Raw genomic sequence first — 16,205 nt, forward strand, 5'->3', positions numbered from 1 at the left:
CCTCAGGCCTGGCAGACGGGGCACCAGTACAACTTGCGCGCCCCCATCTCTTCGAGCGAAATGTGGGTGCCGCACACGCGGCACGGCAGCCCCTCGCGTTTGTACACCCAGTGACGGTCGGCGCGGCTGGCCATGGCGAGGCGGTAGCCCTCGTCGTCGAGATCGTCCATGGTCATCATCTGACCCGTCTCGATGCCGATGGCGAGCAGCCGCACCCAGTCGCGCCAGATGCCGCGCACGGTCTCTTCGGGCACGAGCTTGCCGGGCGTGTGCGGGTTGACCTTCGCGCGGAACAGCAGCTCGGCGCGATAGACGTTGCCGATGCCCGAGACGACCTTCTGGTCCATGAGCAGCAGCCCGATAGGCGTCGGCTTCTTGCGCACCGTCGCGGTGAATCGGTCCTCGGCGGCCTGCGTGTCGTCGTGCTGCGGATCGGGCCCGAGCGAGTCGATGACGCGCTGCACGTCGGCACCCGTGACGACCTCGCATGCCGTCGGGCCGCGCAGGTCGGCCACGGTCGTGTCGGACAGCAGGCGCACGCGCACCGCTCCGACGGGTTCGGGCGGAAAGGTCTCGTCGTCCTCGGGCAGGCCCTTCGTCTGCTCCGACATGCGCACGCGCGCCCGGCGGGGTGCACCGATGCTCGAGACTGAATCTTCACCGTCGGCGTCGCGCAACTCGGCCAAGAGCACGTCGTCGCGCTTGTTGCCCGCGGCCGCCACCCGTCGCTTACCCGTGCGCGGGGCGTCGGATGCGGGAGCGGCAGTTTCGGCTTCGGCATCGGTGTCCGCATCGACATCGGCATCGGCATCGGCATCGGCCAGAACCGTCCCCCGCTGATTCGTCTGCCCCATGCGCCCGGCGGCCGACTCGATGGTCGGATCGGTCGTGATCTGGCCCGCGAAATCCCACGCACCGTACATGCCGAGGTGCACGCGCAGCCAGACGTCGTCGCCGAAGTGCATGAACATCTGCTTGCCGACGGCGTCGACATCCGTGATGGTGCGCCCGTCGAGCACAGCCGCACCCTCGGCGAAGCGACCCTGCGGCGAGGAAGCGCGCACGGTCTTGCCCACGAAGTTGTGTCGGAACTGCCGCGCGATGCGGTGGACGGAGTGACCCTCTGGCACTACTGGTCGACGCCCTTCCCGGCGATGTCGCCGGTGGCCTCGTACTCGGCGAGCTGCGCGATGCGGCGCACGTGACGCTCTTCGAAGCTGAACGGCTCGGCGATGAAGGCGTCGATGAACGAGATGGCCTCGGCGACCTCGTGCTGGCGCGCGCCGATCGAGATGACGTTGGCGTCGTTGTGCTGCCGGGCGAGCTGAGCGGTGCTCAGGTTCCAGACGAGCGCCGCGCGCACGCCCCTGACCTTGTTGGCCGCGATCTGCTCGCCGTTGCCCGAACCGCCGAAGACGACGCCGAGAGCCTCGATGCCGGCATCCTGATCGCGCACGACGGCCTTCGCGGCGTTGATGCAGAACGACGGGTAGTCGTCGAGCGCGTCATACGCGGTGGGGCCGTGGTCGGTGACCTCGTGGCCCTGCTCGCGCAGGTGCGTCTGCAACTGCTGGCTCAGCTCGAGCCCGGCGTGGTCGGTGGCGATATGAATGCGCATGAGAAATCAGCCTAGCGTTCGGGGAGGGGTCGAATCGGGGTGCGGGTCAGTCGAAGATGGGGCCGACGGTGCGGCTGCGCTTGAGCTCGAAGAAGCCGGGGTAGGCGGCCACCTGCACCACGCCATCCCACAGTTTTGCGGCCTCTTCGCCCTTCGGCGCGGGCGAGATCACGGGGCCGAAGAAGGCGACACCGTTGACGGCGATGACGGGCGTGCCGACATCCTGACCGACGCGGTTGATGCCCTCGAAGTGCGAGGCGCGCATCTGCGGGTCGAACTCGTCGCTGTCGGCGTAGCGAGCGAAGTCGGCGTCGAGCCCCACCTCGGCGAGCGCAGCCGGGATGACCTCATCGGGGTTCGTCGACCCACCGGGGTGGATGCGCGTGCCGAGCGCGTCGTAGAGCGGCTTGACGATCTGCTGACCGTGGAGTTCTTTGGCGGCTGCGACGAGACGCGTGTACTTGAGGGCACGCGGGAAGAAGGCGCGGTACTCCTCGGACACATCCTGGTCTTCGTTGAGCACGGCGAGGCTCATGATGTTGAACGTGACATCGAGGTCGCGCAGTTTCGCCACCTCGTCGACCCAGCGTGAGGTCATCCAGGCCCAGGGGCAGGAGGGATCGAACCAGAATTCGACGGATGTGGGGGCAGCGGTTTCGGTCATGGTTCTAGCAAATCACGAAAGCCCCGGCACTAGGCTTTCCTCGGACACAATCCGCGAAAATGCTAGGAGCACACGTGCCAGGAGAAAACCTCACTCGCCTCGAGGCTGAGGAACGTCAATCGATCGTCCAGACCCACGCTTACGAGGTGTCGCTCGATCTCACTCAGGGGCCGGAAACCTTCCGGAGCACCACGACGGTGCACTTCGACGCGAAGCCGGGCTCCTCCACCTTCATCGACGCGATCACGAAGACTGTGCACTCCGTCACCCTCAACGGCCAGAGCCTCGACCCTGCCCAGGTGTCCGACGGCGTGCGCATCCAGCTCGACGACCTCGCCGAGAAGAACGTGCTGGTCGTCGACGCCGACGCCCTCTACACGAACTCGGGCGAGGGCCTGCACCGCTTCGTCGACCCCGTCGACGACGAGGTCTACCTCTACAGCCAGTTCGAGGTTCCCGACTCCCGCCGCGTGTTCGCCGTGTTCGAGCAGCCCGACCTGAAGGCCACGTTCCAGTTCACGGTGACGGCGCCCGACTACTGGGAGGTCGTGTCGAACTCCCCCACGCCCGAGCCCACCCCGGCCGGTGACAGCAACTCCACGTGGGCGTTCGAGCCGACCCCCGTCATCTCGAGCTACATCACGGCCGTCGTCGCGGGCCCCTACGTGGTCGAGCGCAGCGAGCTGACGAGTGCTTCTGGCCGCGTCATCCCCCTCGGTGTCTTCGCCCGGGCGTCGCTCGCGCAGTACCTCGACGCCGACTACATCTTCGAGAAGACGCGTGAAGGTTTCGCGTACTACGAGGAGAAGTTCGACTTCCCCTACCCGTTCGCGAAGTACGACCAGATGTTCGTGCCCGAGTTCAACGCGGGGGCCATGGAGAACGCCGGCGCCGTCACGTTCACCGAGACCTACGTGTTCCGCAGCAAGGTCACGGATGCGATCAAGGAACGTCGCGTCGTCACGATCCTGCACGAGCTCGCGCACATGTGGTTCGGCGACCTCGTCACCATGAAGTGGTGGAACGACCTGTGGCTGAACGAGTCGTTCGCCGAGTGGGCGTCGACAATCGCGACGGCCGAGGCGACCGAATGGACCGAGGCGTGGACCACGTTCCAGGCCATGGAGAAGAGCTGGGCCTACAAGCAGGACCAGCTGCCGTCGACGCACCCCGTCGTCGCCACCATCAACGACCTCGAAGACGTGCAGGTCAACTTCGACGGCATCACGTACGCCAAGGGCGGTTCGGTGCTGAAGCAGCTCGTCGCTTGGGTCGGCATCGACGCGTTCTTCGCCGGTGTCGCCGCGTACTTCAAGAAGCACCAGTTCGGCAACACCACGCTGGGCGATCTGCTGTCCGAGCTCGAGACCACGAGCGGCCGCGACCTCAGCGGCTGGTCGAAGCTGTGGCTCGAGACGGCGGGCGTCAACACGCTGCGTCCCGAGATCGAGACGGATGACGCGGGCACCATCACGTCGTTCCGCGTGCTGCAGTCGGCCGCGACCGACTACCCCACCATCCGGCCGCACCGTCTCGCCATCGGTTTCTACAACCTGGTCGACGGCAAGCTCGTGCGCGAGCACCGCGTCGAACTCGATGTCGACGGCGAATCGACCGATGTGCCCGACCTCGTCGGCCAGACGCGTCCGGCCCTCGTGCTGCTGAACGACGACGACCTCGCCTACGCCAAGATCCGTCTCGACGAGGTGTCGCTCGCGACCGCCATCGAGCACCTGTCGAAGATCGAGAACCCGCTCGCCCGGGCCCTCGTGTGGGGTGCCGCGTGGGATGCCACGCGCGACGCCGAGACGCCGGCGAGCGACTACGTGACGCTCGTGCTCGGCAACATCGCCTCCGAAACCGAGTCGACGACCATCCGCACGACGCTCAACCAGCTGTTGCTGGCGGCGTCGAGCTACGTCGCGCCCGAGAAGCAGAAGGCCACGTCCGAGCGTGTCGGCGACGCCCTGTGGACGCTCGCATCCGAGGCCGAGGCCGGCAGCGACGCGCAGTTCCAGTTCGTGAAGTTCTTCGCGGCCATCGCGTCGACGCCCGCCCAGCTCGACAAGATCGAGGGGCTGCGCCGCGGCGATCTCCGACTCGACGGCCTGTCGGTCGACACCGACCTGGCCTGGGAGCTGCTCATCGCCCTCGTCGCGGGTGGCCGCGCCGGCACGACCGAGATCGACGCCGAGCTGCTCGTCGACAACACGGCTTCGGGCCAGCAGTCGGCAGCACACGCCCGTGCCGCCATCCCCACGGCCGAGGGCAAGGCTGCGGCCTGGTCCAGCGTGCTCGATTCGGACGACCTGCCCAACACGATCGTGCGCACCACGGGTCTGGGCTTCCAGCGCGCGGCCGACGACGCTCTCCTCGAGCCCTACGTCGACCGCTACTTCGAGAGCCTGCAGGGGATCTGGAAGGACCGCACCTACAAGATCGCCGAATACGTGGCCGTGCTGTTCTACCCGGGTGGCCTCGCCTCCGAGGAGCTGCGCCGCAAGACGGTGGCCTGGCTCGATGCCAACCCCGAGCCGGCGGCTCTCCGTCGTCTCGTGGTGGAGAACTTGGCGGGCACCGAGCGTGCCCTGAAGGCTCAGGAGCGCGACGCGCAGTAGCCTCGCGCCTGCGCAGGCAGGCAAGTAGGCAGGCAGGCAGGCAGGCAGGCAGTACACCGTTCGACAGGGCGTCGGTCATCGCGACCGGCGCCCTGTCGCCGTCTGTGCGCGCCCGAGGCCCAACGGCTGGTGTCCGGGCACCCCGTGAGCTATCCGAATGGCATCGAGCTATTCGAAGGGCAGTGAGCCATCCTCACTCAGTAACTATTCGTGGGACAGTGAGCCATCCTCACTCAGTGCCTTCCCACGCCGAGCCCCGTAAACTCGTCCGAATGGACTGGAACGCTTTTTGGCAAGACTTCGACGGCTTCCTGCAGGGAACGTTCCTCGGACTGATGATTCGCATAGCCCTGATCATCATCTTCGCCGTCGTCGTGACCTGGCTCATGCACTTCGTCATTCGGCGGGTCGTCAATCAGATCGTGACCGGCGTGAAGAAGGCCCAGAACGCTGACGACACCCAGGCACTCGCCGCATCCCCCTTGGCGGCTGTACGCGTCGTACAGCGGACGCGCACGCTCGGTTCGGTGCTCACCAACATCGTGAACGTGACCGTCGTAGTGATCACCATCATCGCGATCGTCAACAACATCGATCAATCCCTCATTGGCTCGCTCGCCCTCCTGTCGGCCGCCATCGGCGCCGGCCTCGGTTTCGGCGCGCAGAACATCGTCAAAGACGTGCTGAACGGCCTCTTCATGGTCATCGAGGACCAGCTGGGCGTCGGCGACGTCGTGGATGTCGGGCCCGCCACGGGTGTCGTCGAGAAGGTCGGTGTGCGCATCACTCAGATCCGCGACGTCAACGGCACGCTGTGGTTCGTGCGCAACGGCGAGATCCTGCGCGTCGGCAACATGTCGCAGGGCTGGGCGCGCGTCATCGTCGACCTCGCCATTCCCTACGACACCGATATCGACGAGATGCAGGACAAGCTGCTCGAGACCGCGACGACGCTCGCGAAGGAGCCCAAGTGGCGGCCGCGCGTGCTCGAACGCCCGGAACTCTGGGGCCTCGAGTCGATCTCGGAGGATGCGCTCGTCATCCGCCTCGTCATGAAGACGCGCACCTCGGCCAAGGATGACGTGGCCCGTGAGCTGCGCCTGCGCCTGAAGAAGACCGTCGACGGAATGGGCGTCAAGCTGCCCGCGTTGAATACCCTTGTGCTGACCGGTTTCGACGGCGCCGCGAGCGTCGGCGGGGCCAAGCCGCCCCGCACGAAGCCCGTCGAGGTCGTCAACCAGGCACCTCGGCGCGGCAAGATCAAGCGCCAGCCGAAGCCCCCCATCGATCCGAAGGACACCCCGTGACGAACCTGCTGTCGAGCAACTTCTACGACGAGGTCGGCGGACGACCCGTCTTCCAGAAGCTCGTGCACGAGTTCTACCAGGGCGTTGCCGGCGACCCCGTCTTGAAGCCCATGTACCCCGAAGAGGACCTGGGCCCGGCCGAAGAGCGCCTGCTCCTGTTCCTCGAGCAATACTGGGGCGGCCCGGGCACCTATAGCGAACAGCGTGGCCACCCCCGCCTGCGCATGCGACACATGCCTTTCAAGGTCAACCCGGATGCGCGCGACCGCTGGCTCCTGCACATGCGAGCGGCCCTCGACACCCTCGAGCTGTCGCCGATGCATGAGGCCGCCCTCTGGGACTACCTGGAGCGCGCCGCCCACGCCATGGTCAACACCTTCGACGAATAGCGGCTGGCATTTCGCTCGTGTGTTCACGGCGGGCCCGACGGCTGAGGCATGTGTGCGAGCTCTGAGCGAACGTCGATGAGCCCGCACACCACAAGCCGAGAGCGCCTGAGGGGCGAGAGCCGACTCCTCGCCTAGAGCTTGACGAGCAGGTGTCCGCGCTGCGAACTCAGCCGCAGCCAGTTCGCCGTGCGGTAGAGCGGGATCTCCTCTGGCTGCCCCAAGAACCCGAGGCCCACGGCGCCGAACGCGGCCCCACCCGGAAGAGGGCTCTCCCCCACGGGCCTCGACCAGACGGCCGAGCGCACGTTGTGCACGATGTGGTCGCCCGCATTGGTGGGCACGGCCTCGGCGATCTCGGCGGCCCCCTCGCGGGCGATATGTTCGAGCAGCACCGAGTCGATCAGCGCTATCTTCTCCCAGCCATCCCGCGGTGCTGACACACCCGACCAGGGCGCCTGTTCGTCTTTCTCGGTGAGGCGGATGTCGGTGCGCTCGCCGCCGTCGAGTGCGGCGATGCGCTCCACCATGCTCTGCGGCGTGACGGTGCGGTCGAAGACGTCGATGGGGGCAGAGCGGAACGTGCGGAGCCCGAGGATCGTCGGGCTCTGGTCGAGCAGCCCCCGGCGATACAGCACGGGTGCGTAGGCGGCGAGCGTGCCACCGCCAGCGATGAGGCGCACGGCTTTGTCGTCGATGCGGGCGGCGCGTTGCAGGTAGACGCGCAGGTCGGCCAGGGTGCGGGTGTCGTCGAGGTGGAGGGTGTCTGTCATGTCCCCTCTAAACTACCTAACGGGCTGGTGCGTCACTGCCGACGACCGGGCCCGACAGTGTTGTGGTGTGAGGAGTTGTGTATGCCGAATCCGTTGGAGTCTCTGCTCGAGGCGTTGACCTTGTCCGATACGGGCGCCCGAACCAGCGAGGACATCTTCACGGGTCCGTCGCAGTGGATGCCCATGGGCCGCGTTTTCGGCGGCCAGGTGCTGGCGCAGTCGCTCATGGCGGCCATGCGCACGGTCGCCCCCGACCGCATCGTGCACTCGATGCACGGCTACTTCTTGCGCCCGGGTGACGTGAACCTGCCGATCACGTTCTCGGTCGATCGCATCCACGACGGTCGTTCGTTCGGCACTCGGCGCACGCAGGCCTATCAGAACGGGCAGCCGATCCTGTCGATGATCGCGTCGTTCCAGGATGGCGGGCCCGGCCTCGAACACCAGGTCGTCATGCCGTCCGATCTCCCGGAGCCCGAGTCGCTGCCGTCGGCCGCCGAACTGCTGGCGTCGGTGAAGCATCCGGTGGCTCGCTCGTGGGCTTCTGAACGCCCGTTCGATATGCGGCACGTCCCGTCGCCCATCTACCTCGGCGTCGAGGGCGAGCATGTCGCTCATCAGGCGGTGTGGCTGAAAGCTATCGGGCCGTTGCCCGACGACGAGAACCTGCACCGCGCGGCCCTGGCTTATGCGAGCGACTATTCGATCCTGGAGCCGATCCTGCGGCGCCACGGGGTTCCGTGGGCGACGCCGGGCATCAAGGTGGCGTCGCTCGACCACGCGATGTGGTGGCACCGCTTCAGCCGCGTGGATGAATGGCTGCTCTACGTTCAGGAGTCGCCGAGCGCCTCGGGCGGCCGCGGTCTCTCGCAGGGCCGCATCTTCAACCGCGCGGGCATGCTCGTCGCCTCGGTGGCCCAGGAGGGCATGGTCCGCGTGCCTGACCCCTCGAAGACTCCCGCGCAACGTTAGCTCGCTGTGCCGGCCGCGCACGCAGCTCGCGCTCGGGCAGGGGCAGCGTGACGGCTGGCGTTGGCTGCCGTGCGAATCAGCCGCGGCTGAAGACTATGGGTTCGCCGAGGTAGGGCTCCCACACCTGGCGTTCGGCGGGCGTGATGCGCCGTGGCTTGCCGGTTTCGGCGGAGGCCATGACGACGGCCGTGCGCGCGCGGGCGACGAGTACGGGACCGCCGTCTGCGGGCGAGAAGACCTCGTAGCAGACTTCCATGCTGGCGCCGCCGATCTTGGACAGCCACATCTGCACATCGAGCGGGTCGCGCTGATAGGGCACGGGCGCGAGGTATTCGATCTCGTGGTGCGCGACGAGCGTGAGCGTGTCGGTGTCGAGACCCGCGTCGATCACCGCTGTCGATGGGATGTCTTCGACGGCGCTTTCGGCCTGCCAGAACGCGCGAACGCGCGCCTCTTCCAGCAGTTTCAGCATCGACACGTTGTTCACGTGGTTGAAGGCGTCGAGGTCACCCCACCGCAGCGGGATCGGCACGTGCAGTCGCATTAGTCTCTCGTGAGCTTGCGGTAGGCGCTGCGGTGAGGCTTGGCGGCATCGGGGCCGAGGCGCTCGATCTTGTTCTCCTCGTAGGCCTGGAAGTTTCCTTCGTACCAGTACCAGTTGGCCGGGTTCTCGTCGGTGCCTTCGTAGGAGAGGATGTGCGTCGCGATGCGGTCGAGGAACCACCGGTCGTGCGTGATGACCACGGCACAACCGGGGAATTCGAGTAGCGCATTCTCGAGGCTTCCGAGCGTCTCGACGTCCAAGTCGTTGGTCGGTTCGTCGAGGAGCAGCAGGTTGCCGCCCTGCTTGAGCGTCAGCGCGAGGTTGAGGCGGTTGCGCTCACCACCCGAGAGGATGCCGGCGCGCTTCTGCTGATCGGGGCCTTTGAAGCCGAACGTGGACACGTAGGCCCGCGACGGGATCTCGGTGTTGCCGACCTGGATGTAGTCCTGGCCGTCGGAGACGACCTCCCACAGCGTCTTGTTGGGGTCGATGCCGCCGCGCGTCTGGTCGACGTAGCTGATCTTGACGGTCTCGCCGATCTTCAGCTCGCCGCCGTCGAGGGGTTCGAGTCCGACGATGCTCTTGAAGAGGGTCGTCTTGCCGACACCGTTGGGGCCGATGACGCCGACGATGCCGTTACGCGGAAGCGTGAACGACAGACCGTCGATGAGCTTGCGCCCGTCGAAGCCCTTCTCGAGCTTCTTGGCGTCGATGACCTGAGAGCCCAAACGCGGGCCGGCCGGGATGGTGATCTCTTCGAAGTCGAGCTTGCGCGTGCGCTCGGCCTCGGCCGCCATCTCTTCGTAGCGTGCGAGACGCGCCTTGGACTTTGCCTGGCGGCCCTTGGCGTTGCTGCGCACCCACTCGAGTTCTTCGGTGAGTCGCTTGGCGAGCTTCTGGTCTTTCTTGCCCTGCACCTGGAGACGTTCTTGCTTCTTCTCGAGGTAGGTGGAGTAGTTGCCCTCGTAGGGGTAGAGGTGGCCGCGGTCGACTTCGGCGATCCACTCGGCGACGTGGTCGAGGAAGTACCGGTCGTGCGTCACGGCGAGCACGGCGCCGGGGTACTTGGCGAGGTGCTGCTCGAGCCACAGGACGCTTTCGGCGTCGAGGTGGTTCGTCGGTTCGTCGAGGAGCAGCAGGTCGGGCTTCTGCAGCAGGAGCTTGCAGAGCGCGACGCGGCGCTTCTCACCACCGGACAGGTTGGCGATGGAGGCATCGGCCGGCGGGCAGCGGAGGGCGTCCATGGCCTGTTCGAGCTGCGAGTCGAGGTCCCACGCGTCGGCCGCGTCGATCTCTTCCTGCAGACCACCCATTTCGCCGAGCAGCGCGTCGAAGTCGGCGTCGGGCTCGGCCATGGCGAGGGAGATGGCGTTGAAACGGTCGACCTTGTCCTTGATCGGACCGACGCCCTCTTGCACGTTTTCGAGAACGGTCTTCGACTCGTCGAGCTCGGGCTCCTGCATGAGGATGCCGACGCTGTAACCCGGGGTGAGCTTGGCTTCGCCGTTGCTGGGGGTGTCGAGTCCGGCCATGATCTTGAGGATCGTGGATTTTCCGGCACCGTTCGGGCCGACGACGCCGATTTTGGCACCCGGAAGGAATGCCATCGTGACGTCGTCGAGGATGAGTTTGTCGCCTACCGCCTTGCGGGCGCGGACCATGGAGTAAATGTATTCGGCCATATCGTCTACCAGTCTATGGCGCGCGTGTTGCCCACGAGACATTTGCCCGTGCCGAGGGCGGCAGCAACGGTGGAGTGGTAGCCGCCGACGCTCGGGCCGTTCTGCCCGATCAGGCAGTTGTCGCCCATCTTCACCGAGAACTGGATCGAGTCGGCCTTGTTGCCGATGGTTGTCGTATCGTTGGTGACCTCCATGGCCGCCTTGTCGAAACCGGCCGTGACGAGCCCGTCGATGAACGCGCGCCCGTCGGCCTCGGCGTTCGCGGCCAGGGTCTGCGTGTTGACCTGGTTGAAGTAGTCGAGGTTGCCCTCGGCACCCGCATCGGGCTGGTAGGTGAGCGGCGCCGCGGGGGTCTCTGCGCTCGCGGTGGCGGACGGCGTCGGCGTGGCCGTGGGCTCGGCGGGCGCCGTGCACCCCGCCAGGAAGACCGTCAGGGCAAGCGCCCCGGCCGTCAGCAGCGTCGACGAGCTCGACCGCCGCACTCTCTCCGAAACCATCTTCACAGCGCACTACCCTTCGATGACCGTCTGCCCCACCGTCTGCCCCACCGTGTGCCCCACGATGACGTCCAACCGGAGATGTCGTCTGGCGAAAGTCTAGGGCGAGGGGGTTGCCGCAATCCTCCGAAACCGCCGAGGACGCGGCTCACCCGGGGCCCCGTCACACCACCCGGGCCCGGCACAGAAGCGCTCAGGCCGCCGAAGCAGCGGCCACCGCATCCGCCATCTCTTCGGACGGCGGAGCGGTGTGCCATTCGGCCTGCGGGATGCCCAGATCGGGTGTGGGCCGCGCGGCGTCGGGTCGCGGCCCCAGGCTCTTGGTGAAGATCGTGCGGCCCCACAGGAGGTCATGGCCGACCGCCTCGGCATCGACCTCGACGGCGAGTCCTGATTTTTCATTCGCCTGCCACTGCCGCACCTTCAGCCGGCCCGTCACGATGACGCGATCACCTTTCGTGAGGGACTCGGCGAGGTTCTCGGCGAGTTGTCGATAGGCCGACACGGTGTACCAGTTCGTCTCGCCATCGGCCCAGGCGGCCGCCGCCCGGTCATAACGTCTCTGCGTGGAGGCGAGCCGGAAGCTCGCGATGGCGAGCCCCTCGGTGGTGTGGATGAAGCGCGGGATCGTTCCGACGATTCCGGTGGCCGTGATCATGTCGTTCATGGTGTGTCTCCCAGGTGGCGGGCCGGTGAGCGAGGTGCGCTCAGACATCCGATGTGCCCGTGGATCGAGTGTGCAGCGGAGGTGACGGCCAGCGACGGGAGGACGAAGAACTGTGGAGAAAAAGCGAACGCCCGGCTCTGTGGAGAACCGGGCGTTGCCCTGGGAGATGAGGCTCAGGAGACGAGCTCCGCGTGGGTCGAAACCTAGAGGGCGTACTCCTGGAACTTCTTGCGCACCTTCAGAACCTTGGGGCGGGCGACGGCCATGCAATAGCCCTGGCCCGGGTTCTTCGCGAAGAAGTCCTGGTGGTAGTCCTCGGCCGGGTACCACGTGCCGAGCGGCGAGATCTCGGTGACGAGGCCACCATCCCACCAATCGGATGCGCGGTCGCGAGCGGCCTCGAAGACCTGCTTCTGCTCCTCGTCGGTGTAGAACATCGCGGAGCGGTACTGGGTGCCGACGTCGGCGCCCTGACGGTTCAGCTGCGTGGGGTCGTGCAGCGTGAAGAACGCATCGAGGATGACCTCACCCGGGATGACGGTCTCGTCGAACGTGACCGCGACCGCTTCGGCGTGGCCCGTGCGACCCGTGCACACCAGTTCGTAGTTCGGGTTGGCCGTGTCGCCGCCCGTGTAACCGGACTCGACCTCGTGGACACCCTTGAGGTTGCGGTAGACCGCGTCGAGACACCAGAAGCATCCGCCGGCCAAGACATAGGTCTGCATAGAGATCCCCTTTCATCGAGCGCGGCGGGGACCGCGCACCTTTCTCCACAACCTACCGGTGCCTCGATTTGTTCCCTGTCACGGGTTGCGCCGTCGGCCGACTTCTGCACTCAGTAACATGAGCGCATGACCTTCCTCGCTGACGAGAACCGTTACGAATCCATGCACTATGCCCGCGCCGGCCGGAGCGGCCTCATCCTCCCCCGGGTGTCGCTCGGCCTGTGGCACAACTTCGGAGACGAACGCTCCTACGACACCCAGCGCGCGATCGTGCGGCGCGCCTTCGACCTCGGCATCACCCACTTCGACCTGGCCAACAACTACGGCCCGCCTCCCGGTTCGGCCGAGATCAACTTCGGGCGCATCCTGAAGGACGACCTGCTGCCCTACCGCGACGAGATCATCGTGTCGTCGAAGGCCGGTTACGAGATGTGGGCGGGCCCCTACGGCGAATGGGGTTCGCGCAAGACCCTGCTGTCGTCGCTCGACCAGAGCCTCGGCCGCCTCGGGCTCGACTACGTCGACATCTTCTACTCGCACCGCCCCGACCCCGATACCCCGATCGAAGAGACCATGGGCGCGCTCGCGACGGCCGTGCACCAGGGCAAGGCGCTGTACGCCGGCATCTCGAACTACTCCCCCGAGCAGACCGTCAAGGCGGCCGCAGCACTGGCCGAACACAAGGTGCCGCTGCTCATCCACCAGCCGCGGTACTCCATGTTCGACCGTCACATCGAGGATGGCCTCTTCGAGGTGCTCGATCAGGTCGGCGCCGGTTCGATCGTGTTCTCGCCGCTGGCGCAGGGCCTCCTCACCGACCGTTACCTCGACGGCCAGGTTCCCGGCGACTCGCGCGCCGCGACGAGCCGTTTCCTCTCGGCCGAGAAGATCTCGGAGACCTACCTCGAGCGCGCCCGCGCCCTCAACGAGATCGCGTCGGGTCGCGGGCAGACGCTCGCCCAGCTGGCGCTGCGCTGGGTTCTGCGTCAGCCGCAGGTGACGAGCGCCCTCATCGGCGCCAGCTCGGTGAAGCAGCTCGAGCAGAACGTCGCCGCGCTCGACGCGCCCGACCTGACCGCCGACGAGATCGCCGCCATCGAACCCCACGCGGTTCACGGCACGGGGCTCTAGGCGACGAGCACGTTCACCGTTCCGCGCCTGGCGCGGATGTCGCGGCCGGTCCCGTTCTGGGGCCGGCCGCTTCGTCGTCCGAATGTCGGTGGTCGCCCGTAACGTCGGTCCCATCAGCAGATCGATCGACGACGGGAGAACACCATGGCATCCACGCAGACCGCAGGAGCCGGCCGGTCGGCACGCTCCACACAGGCCGGGCGGGCTGCCGCATCCGGCGCTGCTCACGTGACGCGTTCCGCCGTATCGAGCGACGCCTGGGCGCAATCGATCGAGCGGGTGGCACAGGGCCGACGTCCGGCCGTCGTCAGCGGGCTCGACCTGAAACCGGTCAACGCGTCATTGTGGCGCGCGACGGCTCCCGATGGTCACGTCGTCGGCCATATCGAGCAGACGTTCTCGGCCGAGGGCGAGCTGTTCGTGGCCAAGCGCTACGCCCCGCATCGTTCGGCTTTCGTTGCCCTCGGCGAATTCTGGCAGCTGGCCGACGCGGCCGAATGCCTGCGCAATTCGTGAGCGATTTTCGAGACCGCCGTCGGCACCCCTCGGGGCGGCCCAGACCCGCCGTTACGGGGATCGGCGACACGGCGGCGCGCATCCCGGCTCGCGCCCGTTCGAGAAAGTAGTCTGCCGCCATGCAGTGGTGGAATGAATTCGTTGCCTGGCTGACCGCGTCAGAGACCAGGCCTGTCCTTTTCAGCGCGGCGGTCATCGCCGTCGCCATCATCGTCGCGGCGCTTCTCGCGTCCGGCATCACTAAGGCCGCCGTGCGACGCCTCGTCGCCCAGCGGGATCGCGAGATGAAGGCAGCAGCTATCGCAGCGCTCGTCGACGCCTCCACCGAAGCCTCGGTGTGGTACTCGCTGACGCCCGGCGAGCAGGTTCTCGCCGACCGCGCCGTGGGTCAGGCCGACATCCACATTCGCCTCCTTCCCATCAAGGGTGCGCCGCTGGCCGCCAACTGGGCCGCGCACCAGCTCGCCGAAATGAAGCGCAACTCGTCGACCTTCGGCTATGAGCTCGAGCCCGTCGTCACCGAGTTCCGCGACCGTCTCGTCGAATGGCAGAACAAACCCGGCCGCGCCAAGAAGATCTTCGAGGCCGACCTCGAGCGCTGGCGATTCGAGAACACCGAGAACGAGCGTGCGCTCATCTCCGAGCAGGACAAGTGGTCGGCCAAGCGTCACCGCGACGAGCACACCGACGACACCTCCACCACGAAGGCTTCGAAGAAGTCCTCGTCCACGGCCGACGATGATGTGTACCGCGACGACGAGCGTGTCGTCGCCGTACCCGCGGCGGCGGCTTCGACCGCGGCCGGATCAGCGCCGGAATCCGACAACGACTCGGCCAGCACTCGCGCCGCTGGCTCCGCATCCACGTCCCCGGCTGGCGACACGAGCACCGACCGCGAGACGACCGAGTCCTCCGCCACACCAGTGTCGGCTCCGGCTGAAAGCGCAGCCACCGGGACATCCGCATCGGCCGCACCCGCATCCACTACGGCATTGCCCGCAACCCCCGCGGCGACCGACCTGCAGACCCAGAAGCTCATGGACGACGTTGCCGCTCTCGACGCGCAGCTCGCCGCCGTCCGCAAGGACGACGAGCACGACGGCCAGGTCGGCGACGCCGGCCAGCGCACCGCCTAGGCACGAACCCCGCCACACCAGACGCACGAAGAAGGCGCCCTCCCCACTCGGGACGGGCGCCTTCTTCTGTGCGTTGGTCGGTGTGTCTCGTTCGGTGCGACGCTCAGCGCCACCACTCATCGGCCGGCGACACGGGAACCGTGCGCTTGTGCCGCGTCGCCGCATACCGGGCCTCGATGGCCTCGGCCACGGCGGGCTCGACGTCGCGACCCTCGAGGAAATCATCCAGGTCGGCGTAGACCAGCCCTAAGTTGTCCTCATCGGTCTGGCCCGGGTTCTCGTCGAGCAGATCGGCCGTAGGGGCCTTCTCGTACAGGCGGGCCGGCGCGCCCAGATGGCGCAGCACCGCCGCGCCCTGACGCTTCGTGAGACCGCTGAGGGGCAGGATGTCTGCTCCCCCATCGCCGAATTTCGTGAAGAAGCCCGTCACGGCCTCGGCGGCGTGATCCGTGCCGACCACGAGATACCCGTACTGACCGGCGAGGGCGTACTGCGCGATCATCCGAGACCGTGCCTTGACGTTGCCCTTGTTGAAATCGGTGATGTTCTCGCCCGTGGCGTCGCGGAACTCATCTGCAAAACCCTCGACGGCGCGATGAATGTTGAAGACCACCTGGCGGTCGGGCTGGATGAACGACAGCGCGAGCTGGGCATCCTCCTCGTCGGCCTGCACCTGGTACGGCAGGCGAACGGCGATGAACGACGCCTCGGCTCCGGACTCTCGGCGGCGTTCGACAGCGAGCTGGCAGAGACGGCCCGCGAGCGACGAATCCTGGCCGCCGCTGATGCCGAGCACCAGCCCGCCGGCCCCCGTCGTCTCGAGGTAATCGGTCAGGAAACGGACCCGGCGCTCGACCTCCGCGGCCGGATCGATCTCGGAGCGGACATCCAATTCGGCAATGATCTCAGCTTGACGTTCACGCATGCGACCAATCTACTCCGCGACGCGGCGGCCGACGCCTCGAACGA

At 66.9% G+C, this 16,205-nt stretch carries 17 protein-coding genes; 7 read left to right on the plus strand and 10 right to left on the minus strand.

The annotated features are described in order from the left end of the window. Positions 1–2 precede the first annotated feature (2 nt). The 3 genes from ALI44B_RS03765 to ALI44B_RS03775 are packed head-to-tail and all read right to left on the minus strand — an operon-like array spanning position 3 to position 2,282. Positions 3–1,130: an Fpg/Nei family DNA glycosylase gene (locus ALI44B_RS03765; RefSeq protein ID WP_077053370.1), complete on the minus strand. Its 1,128-nt coding sequence runs from the start codon at positions 1,128–1,130 to the stop codon at positions 3–5. Next, positions 1,130–1,618, minus strand: coding sequence for a ribose-5-phosphate isomerase (locus tag ALI44B_RS03770; protein WP_077053371.1), 489 nt, complete (start codon positions 1,616–1,618; stop codon positions 1,130–1,132). Before ALI44B_RS03770 ends, ALI44B_RS03765 begins: the two co-directional genes overlap by 1 nt. A gap of 46 nt (positions 1,619–1,664) precedes the next feature. Next, positions 1,665–2,282 carry a mycothiol-dependent nitroreductase Rv2466c family protein gene (locus tag ALI44B_RS03775; RefSeq protein ID WP_077053372.1) on the minus strand — a complete coding sequence of 206 codons (618 nt, stop codon included), beginning with the start codon at positions 2,280–2,282 and terminating at the stop codon, positions 1,665–1,667. Positions 2,283–2,356: 74 nt separating this feature from the next. Between ALI44B_RS03775 and pepN the strand changes: the two genes are divergently transcribed. The 3 genes from pepN (at position 2,357) to ALI44B_RS03790 (ending at position 6,596) form a co-directional block, all read left to right on the plus strand. Continuing rightward, a complete protein-coding gene (gene pepN / locus ALI44B_RS03780) occupies positions 2,357–4,900 on the plus strand; it encodes an aminopeptidase N (RefSeq protein ID WP_077053373.1) in 2,544 nt (847 codons plus the stop codon). A 335-nt stretch (positions 4,901–5,235) separates the two neighbouring features. Next, positions 5,236–6,207: a mechanosensitive ion channel family protein gene (locus ALI44B_RS03785; protein WP_238592138.1), complete on the plus strand. Its 972-nt coding sequence runs from the start codon at positions 5,236–5,238 to the stop codon at positions 6,205–6,207. Further along, a complete protein-coding gene (locus tag ALI44B_RS03790; protein WP_496507414.1) occupies positions 6,204–6,596 on the plus strand; it encodes a globin in 393 nt (130 codons plus the stop codon). The genes ALI44B_RS03785 and ALI44B_RS03790 overlap by 4 nt, the downstream gene beginning before the upstream one ends. Positions 6,597–6,727: 131 nt before the next feature. On the opposite strand, the gene ALI44B_RS03795 is transcribed toward ALI44B_RS03790, so the two are convergent. Next, entirely contained in the window at positions 6,728–7,366 is a 639-nt protein-coding gene (locus tag ALI44B_RS03795) for a DUF8185 domain-containing protein (protein ID WP_077053374.1), read from the minus strand. Between the two features lie 81 nt (positions 7,367–7,447). Between ALI44B_RS03795 and ALI44B_RS03800 the strand changes: the two genes are divergently transcribed. Next, the gene (locus tag ALI44B_RS03800; RefSeq protein WP_077053375.1) at positions 7,448–8,338 is read left to right on the plus strand and encodes an acyl-CoA thioesterase; all 891 of its coding nucleotides are present in this window, start codon (positions 7,448–7,450) and stop codon (positions 8,336–8,338) included. Between the two features lie 76 nt (positions 8,339–8,414). On the opposite strand, the gene ALI44B_RS03805 is transcribed toward ALI44B_RS03800, so the two are convergent. From ALI44B_RS03805 to msrA, 5 genes are all read right to left on the minus strand, one after another. Continuing rightward, positions 8,415–8,882, minus strand: a complete 468-nt coding sequence (locus ALI44B_RS03805) for an acyl-CoA thioesterase (RefSeq protein WP_077053376.1) — start codon at positions 8,880–8,882, stop codon at positions 8,415–8,417. Further along, the gene (ettA, locus tag ALI44B_RS03810; RefSeq protein ID WP_077053377.1) at positions 8,882–10,564 is read right to left on the minus strand and encodes an energy-dependent translational throttle protein EttA; all 1,683 of its coding nucleotides are present in this window, start codon (positions 10,562–10,564) and stop codon (positions 8,882–8,884) included. The genes ALI44B_RS03805 and ettA overlap by 1 nt, the downstream gene beginning before the upstream one ends. Before the next feature lie 5 nt (positions 10,565–10,569). Next, positions 10,570–11,061, minus strand: coding sequence for a DUF6993 domain-containing protein (locus ALI44B_RS03815; protein WP_077053957.1), 492 nt, complete (start codon positions 11,059–11,061; stop codon positions 10,570–10,572). 193 nt (positions 11,062–11,254) lie between these two features. Beyond that, complete coding sequence (gene ssb / locus ALI44B_RS03820) at positions 11,255–11,728, minus strand: single-stranded DNA-binding protein (RefSeq protein ID WP_077053378.1); 474 nt, start codon at positions 11,726–11,728, stop codon at positions 11,255–11,257. Positions 11,729–11,931: 203 nt separating this feature from the next. Continuing rightward, positions 11,932–12,453 carry a peptide-methionine (S)-S-oxide reductase MsrA gene (gene msrA, locus ALI44B_RS03825; RefSeq protein WP_077053379.1) on the minus strand — a complete coding sequence of 174 codons (522 nt, stop codon included), beginning with the start codon at positions 12,451–12,453 and terminating at the stop codon, positions 11,932–11,934. Positions 12,454–12,579: 126 nt separating this feature from the next. On the opposite strand from msrA, the gene ALI44B_RS03830 reads away from it, so the two are divergent. The 3 genes from ALI44B_RS03830 to ALI44B_RS16075 all read left to right on the plus strand — a co-directional run bounded on the left by ALI44B_RS03830 (position 12,580) and on the right by ALI44B_RS16075 (position 15,236). Further along, complete coding sequence (locus tag ALI44B_RS03830; protein ID WP_077053380.1) at positions 12,580–13,584, plus strand: aldo/keto reductase; 1,005 nt, start codon at positions 12,580–12,582, stop codon at positions 13,582–13,584. A 144-nt stretch (positions 13,585–13,728) separates the two neighbouring features. Beyond that, entirely contained in the window at positions 13,729–14,100 is a 372-nt protein-coding gene (locus ALI44B_RS03835) for a hypothetical protein (protein ID WP_143458963.1), read from the plus strand. 119 nt (positions 14,101–14,219) lie between these two features. Then, positions 14,220–15,236 (plus strand): hypothetical protein, encoded by a 1,017-nt coding sequence (locus ALI44B_RS16075; RefSeq protein WP_077053381.1) that lies wholly within the window; start codon positions 14,220–14,222, stop codon positions 15,234–15,236. Between the two features lie 103 nt (positions 15,237–15,339). Here the strand turns inward: ALI44B_RS16075 and nadE are convergent, their stop codons facing one another. Further along, entirely contained in the window at positions 15,340–16,161 is an 822-nt protein-coding gene (gene nadE / locus ALI44B_RS03845; protein WP_077053382.1) for an NAD(+) synthase, read from the minus strand. Positions 16,162–16,205 lie beyond the last annotated feature (44 nt).

Source organism: Leifsonia sp. ALI-44-B, from assembly GCF_001984125.1.
Lineage (GTDB): Bacteria > Actinomycetota > Actinomycetes > Actinomycetales > Microbacteriaceae > Okibacterium.

Coding starts and splice junctions, on each gene's coding strand:
- nadE (WP_077053382.1), bottom strand. CDS start 16,161: ATGCGTGAACGTCAAGCTGAGATCATTGCCGAATTGGATGTCCGCTCC.
- ALI44B_RS16075 (WP_077053381.1), top strand. CDS start 14,220: ATGCAGTGGTGGAATGAATTCGTTGCCTGGCTGACCGCGTCAGAGACC.
- ALI44B_RS03805 (WP_077053376.1), bottom strand. CDS start 8,882: ATGCGACTGCACGTGCCGATCCCGCTGCGGTGGGGTGACCTCGACGCC.
- ALI44B_RS03800 (WP_077053375.1), top strand. CDS start 7,448: ATGCCGAATCCGTTGGAGTCTCTGCTCGAGGCGTTGACCTTGTCCGAT.
- ALI44B_RS03785 (WP_238592138.1), top strand. CDS start 5,236: ATGATTCGCATAGCCCTGATCATCATCTTCGCCGTCGTCGTGACCTGG.
- msrA (WP_077053379.1), bottom strand. CDS start 12,453: ATGCAGACCTATGTCTTGGCCGGCGGATGCTTCTGGTGTCTCGACGCG.
- ssb (WP_077053378.1), bottom strand. CDS start 11,728: ATGAACGACATGATCACGGCCACCGGAATCGTCGGAACGATCCCGCGC.
- ettA (WP_077053377.1), bottom strand. CDS start 10,564: ATGGCCGAATACATTTACTCCATGGTCCGCGCCCGCAAGGCGGTAGGC.
- ALI44B_RS03835 (WP_143458963.1), top strand. CDS start 13,729: ATGGCATCCACGCAGACCGCAGGAGCCGGCCGGTCGGCACGCTCCACA.
- ALI44B_RS03815 (WP_077053957.1), bottom strand. CDS start 11,061: ATGGTTTCGGAGAGAGTGCGGCGGTCGAGCTCGTCGACGCTGCTGACG.
- ALI44B_RS03795 (WP_077053374.1), bottom strand. CDS start 7,366: ATGACAGACACCCTCCACCTCGACGACACCCGCACCCTGGCCGACCTG.
- ALI44B_RS03775 (WP_077053372.1), bottom strand. CDS start 2,282: ATGACCGAAACCGCTGCCCCCACATCCGTCGAATTCTGGTTCGATCCC.
- ALI44B_RS03770 (WP_077053371.1), bottom strand. CDS start 1,618: ATGCGCATTCATATCGCCACCGACCACGCCGGGCTCGAGCTGAGCCAG.
- ALI44B_RS03830 (WP_077053380.1), top strand. CDS start 12,580: ATGACCTTCCTCGCTGACGAGAACCGTTACGAATCCATGCACTATGCC.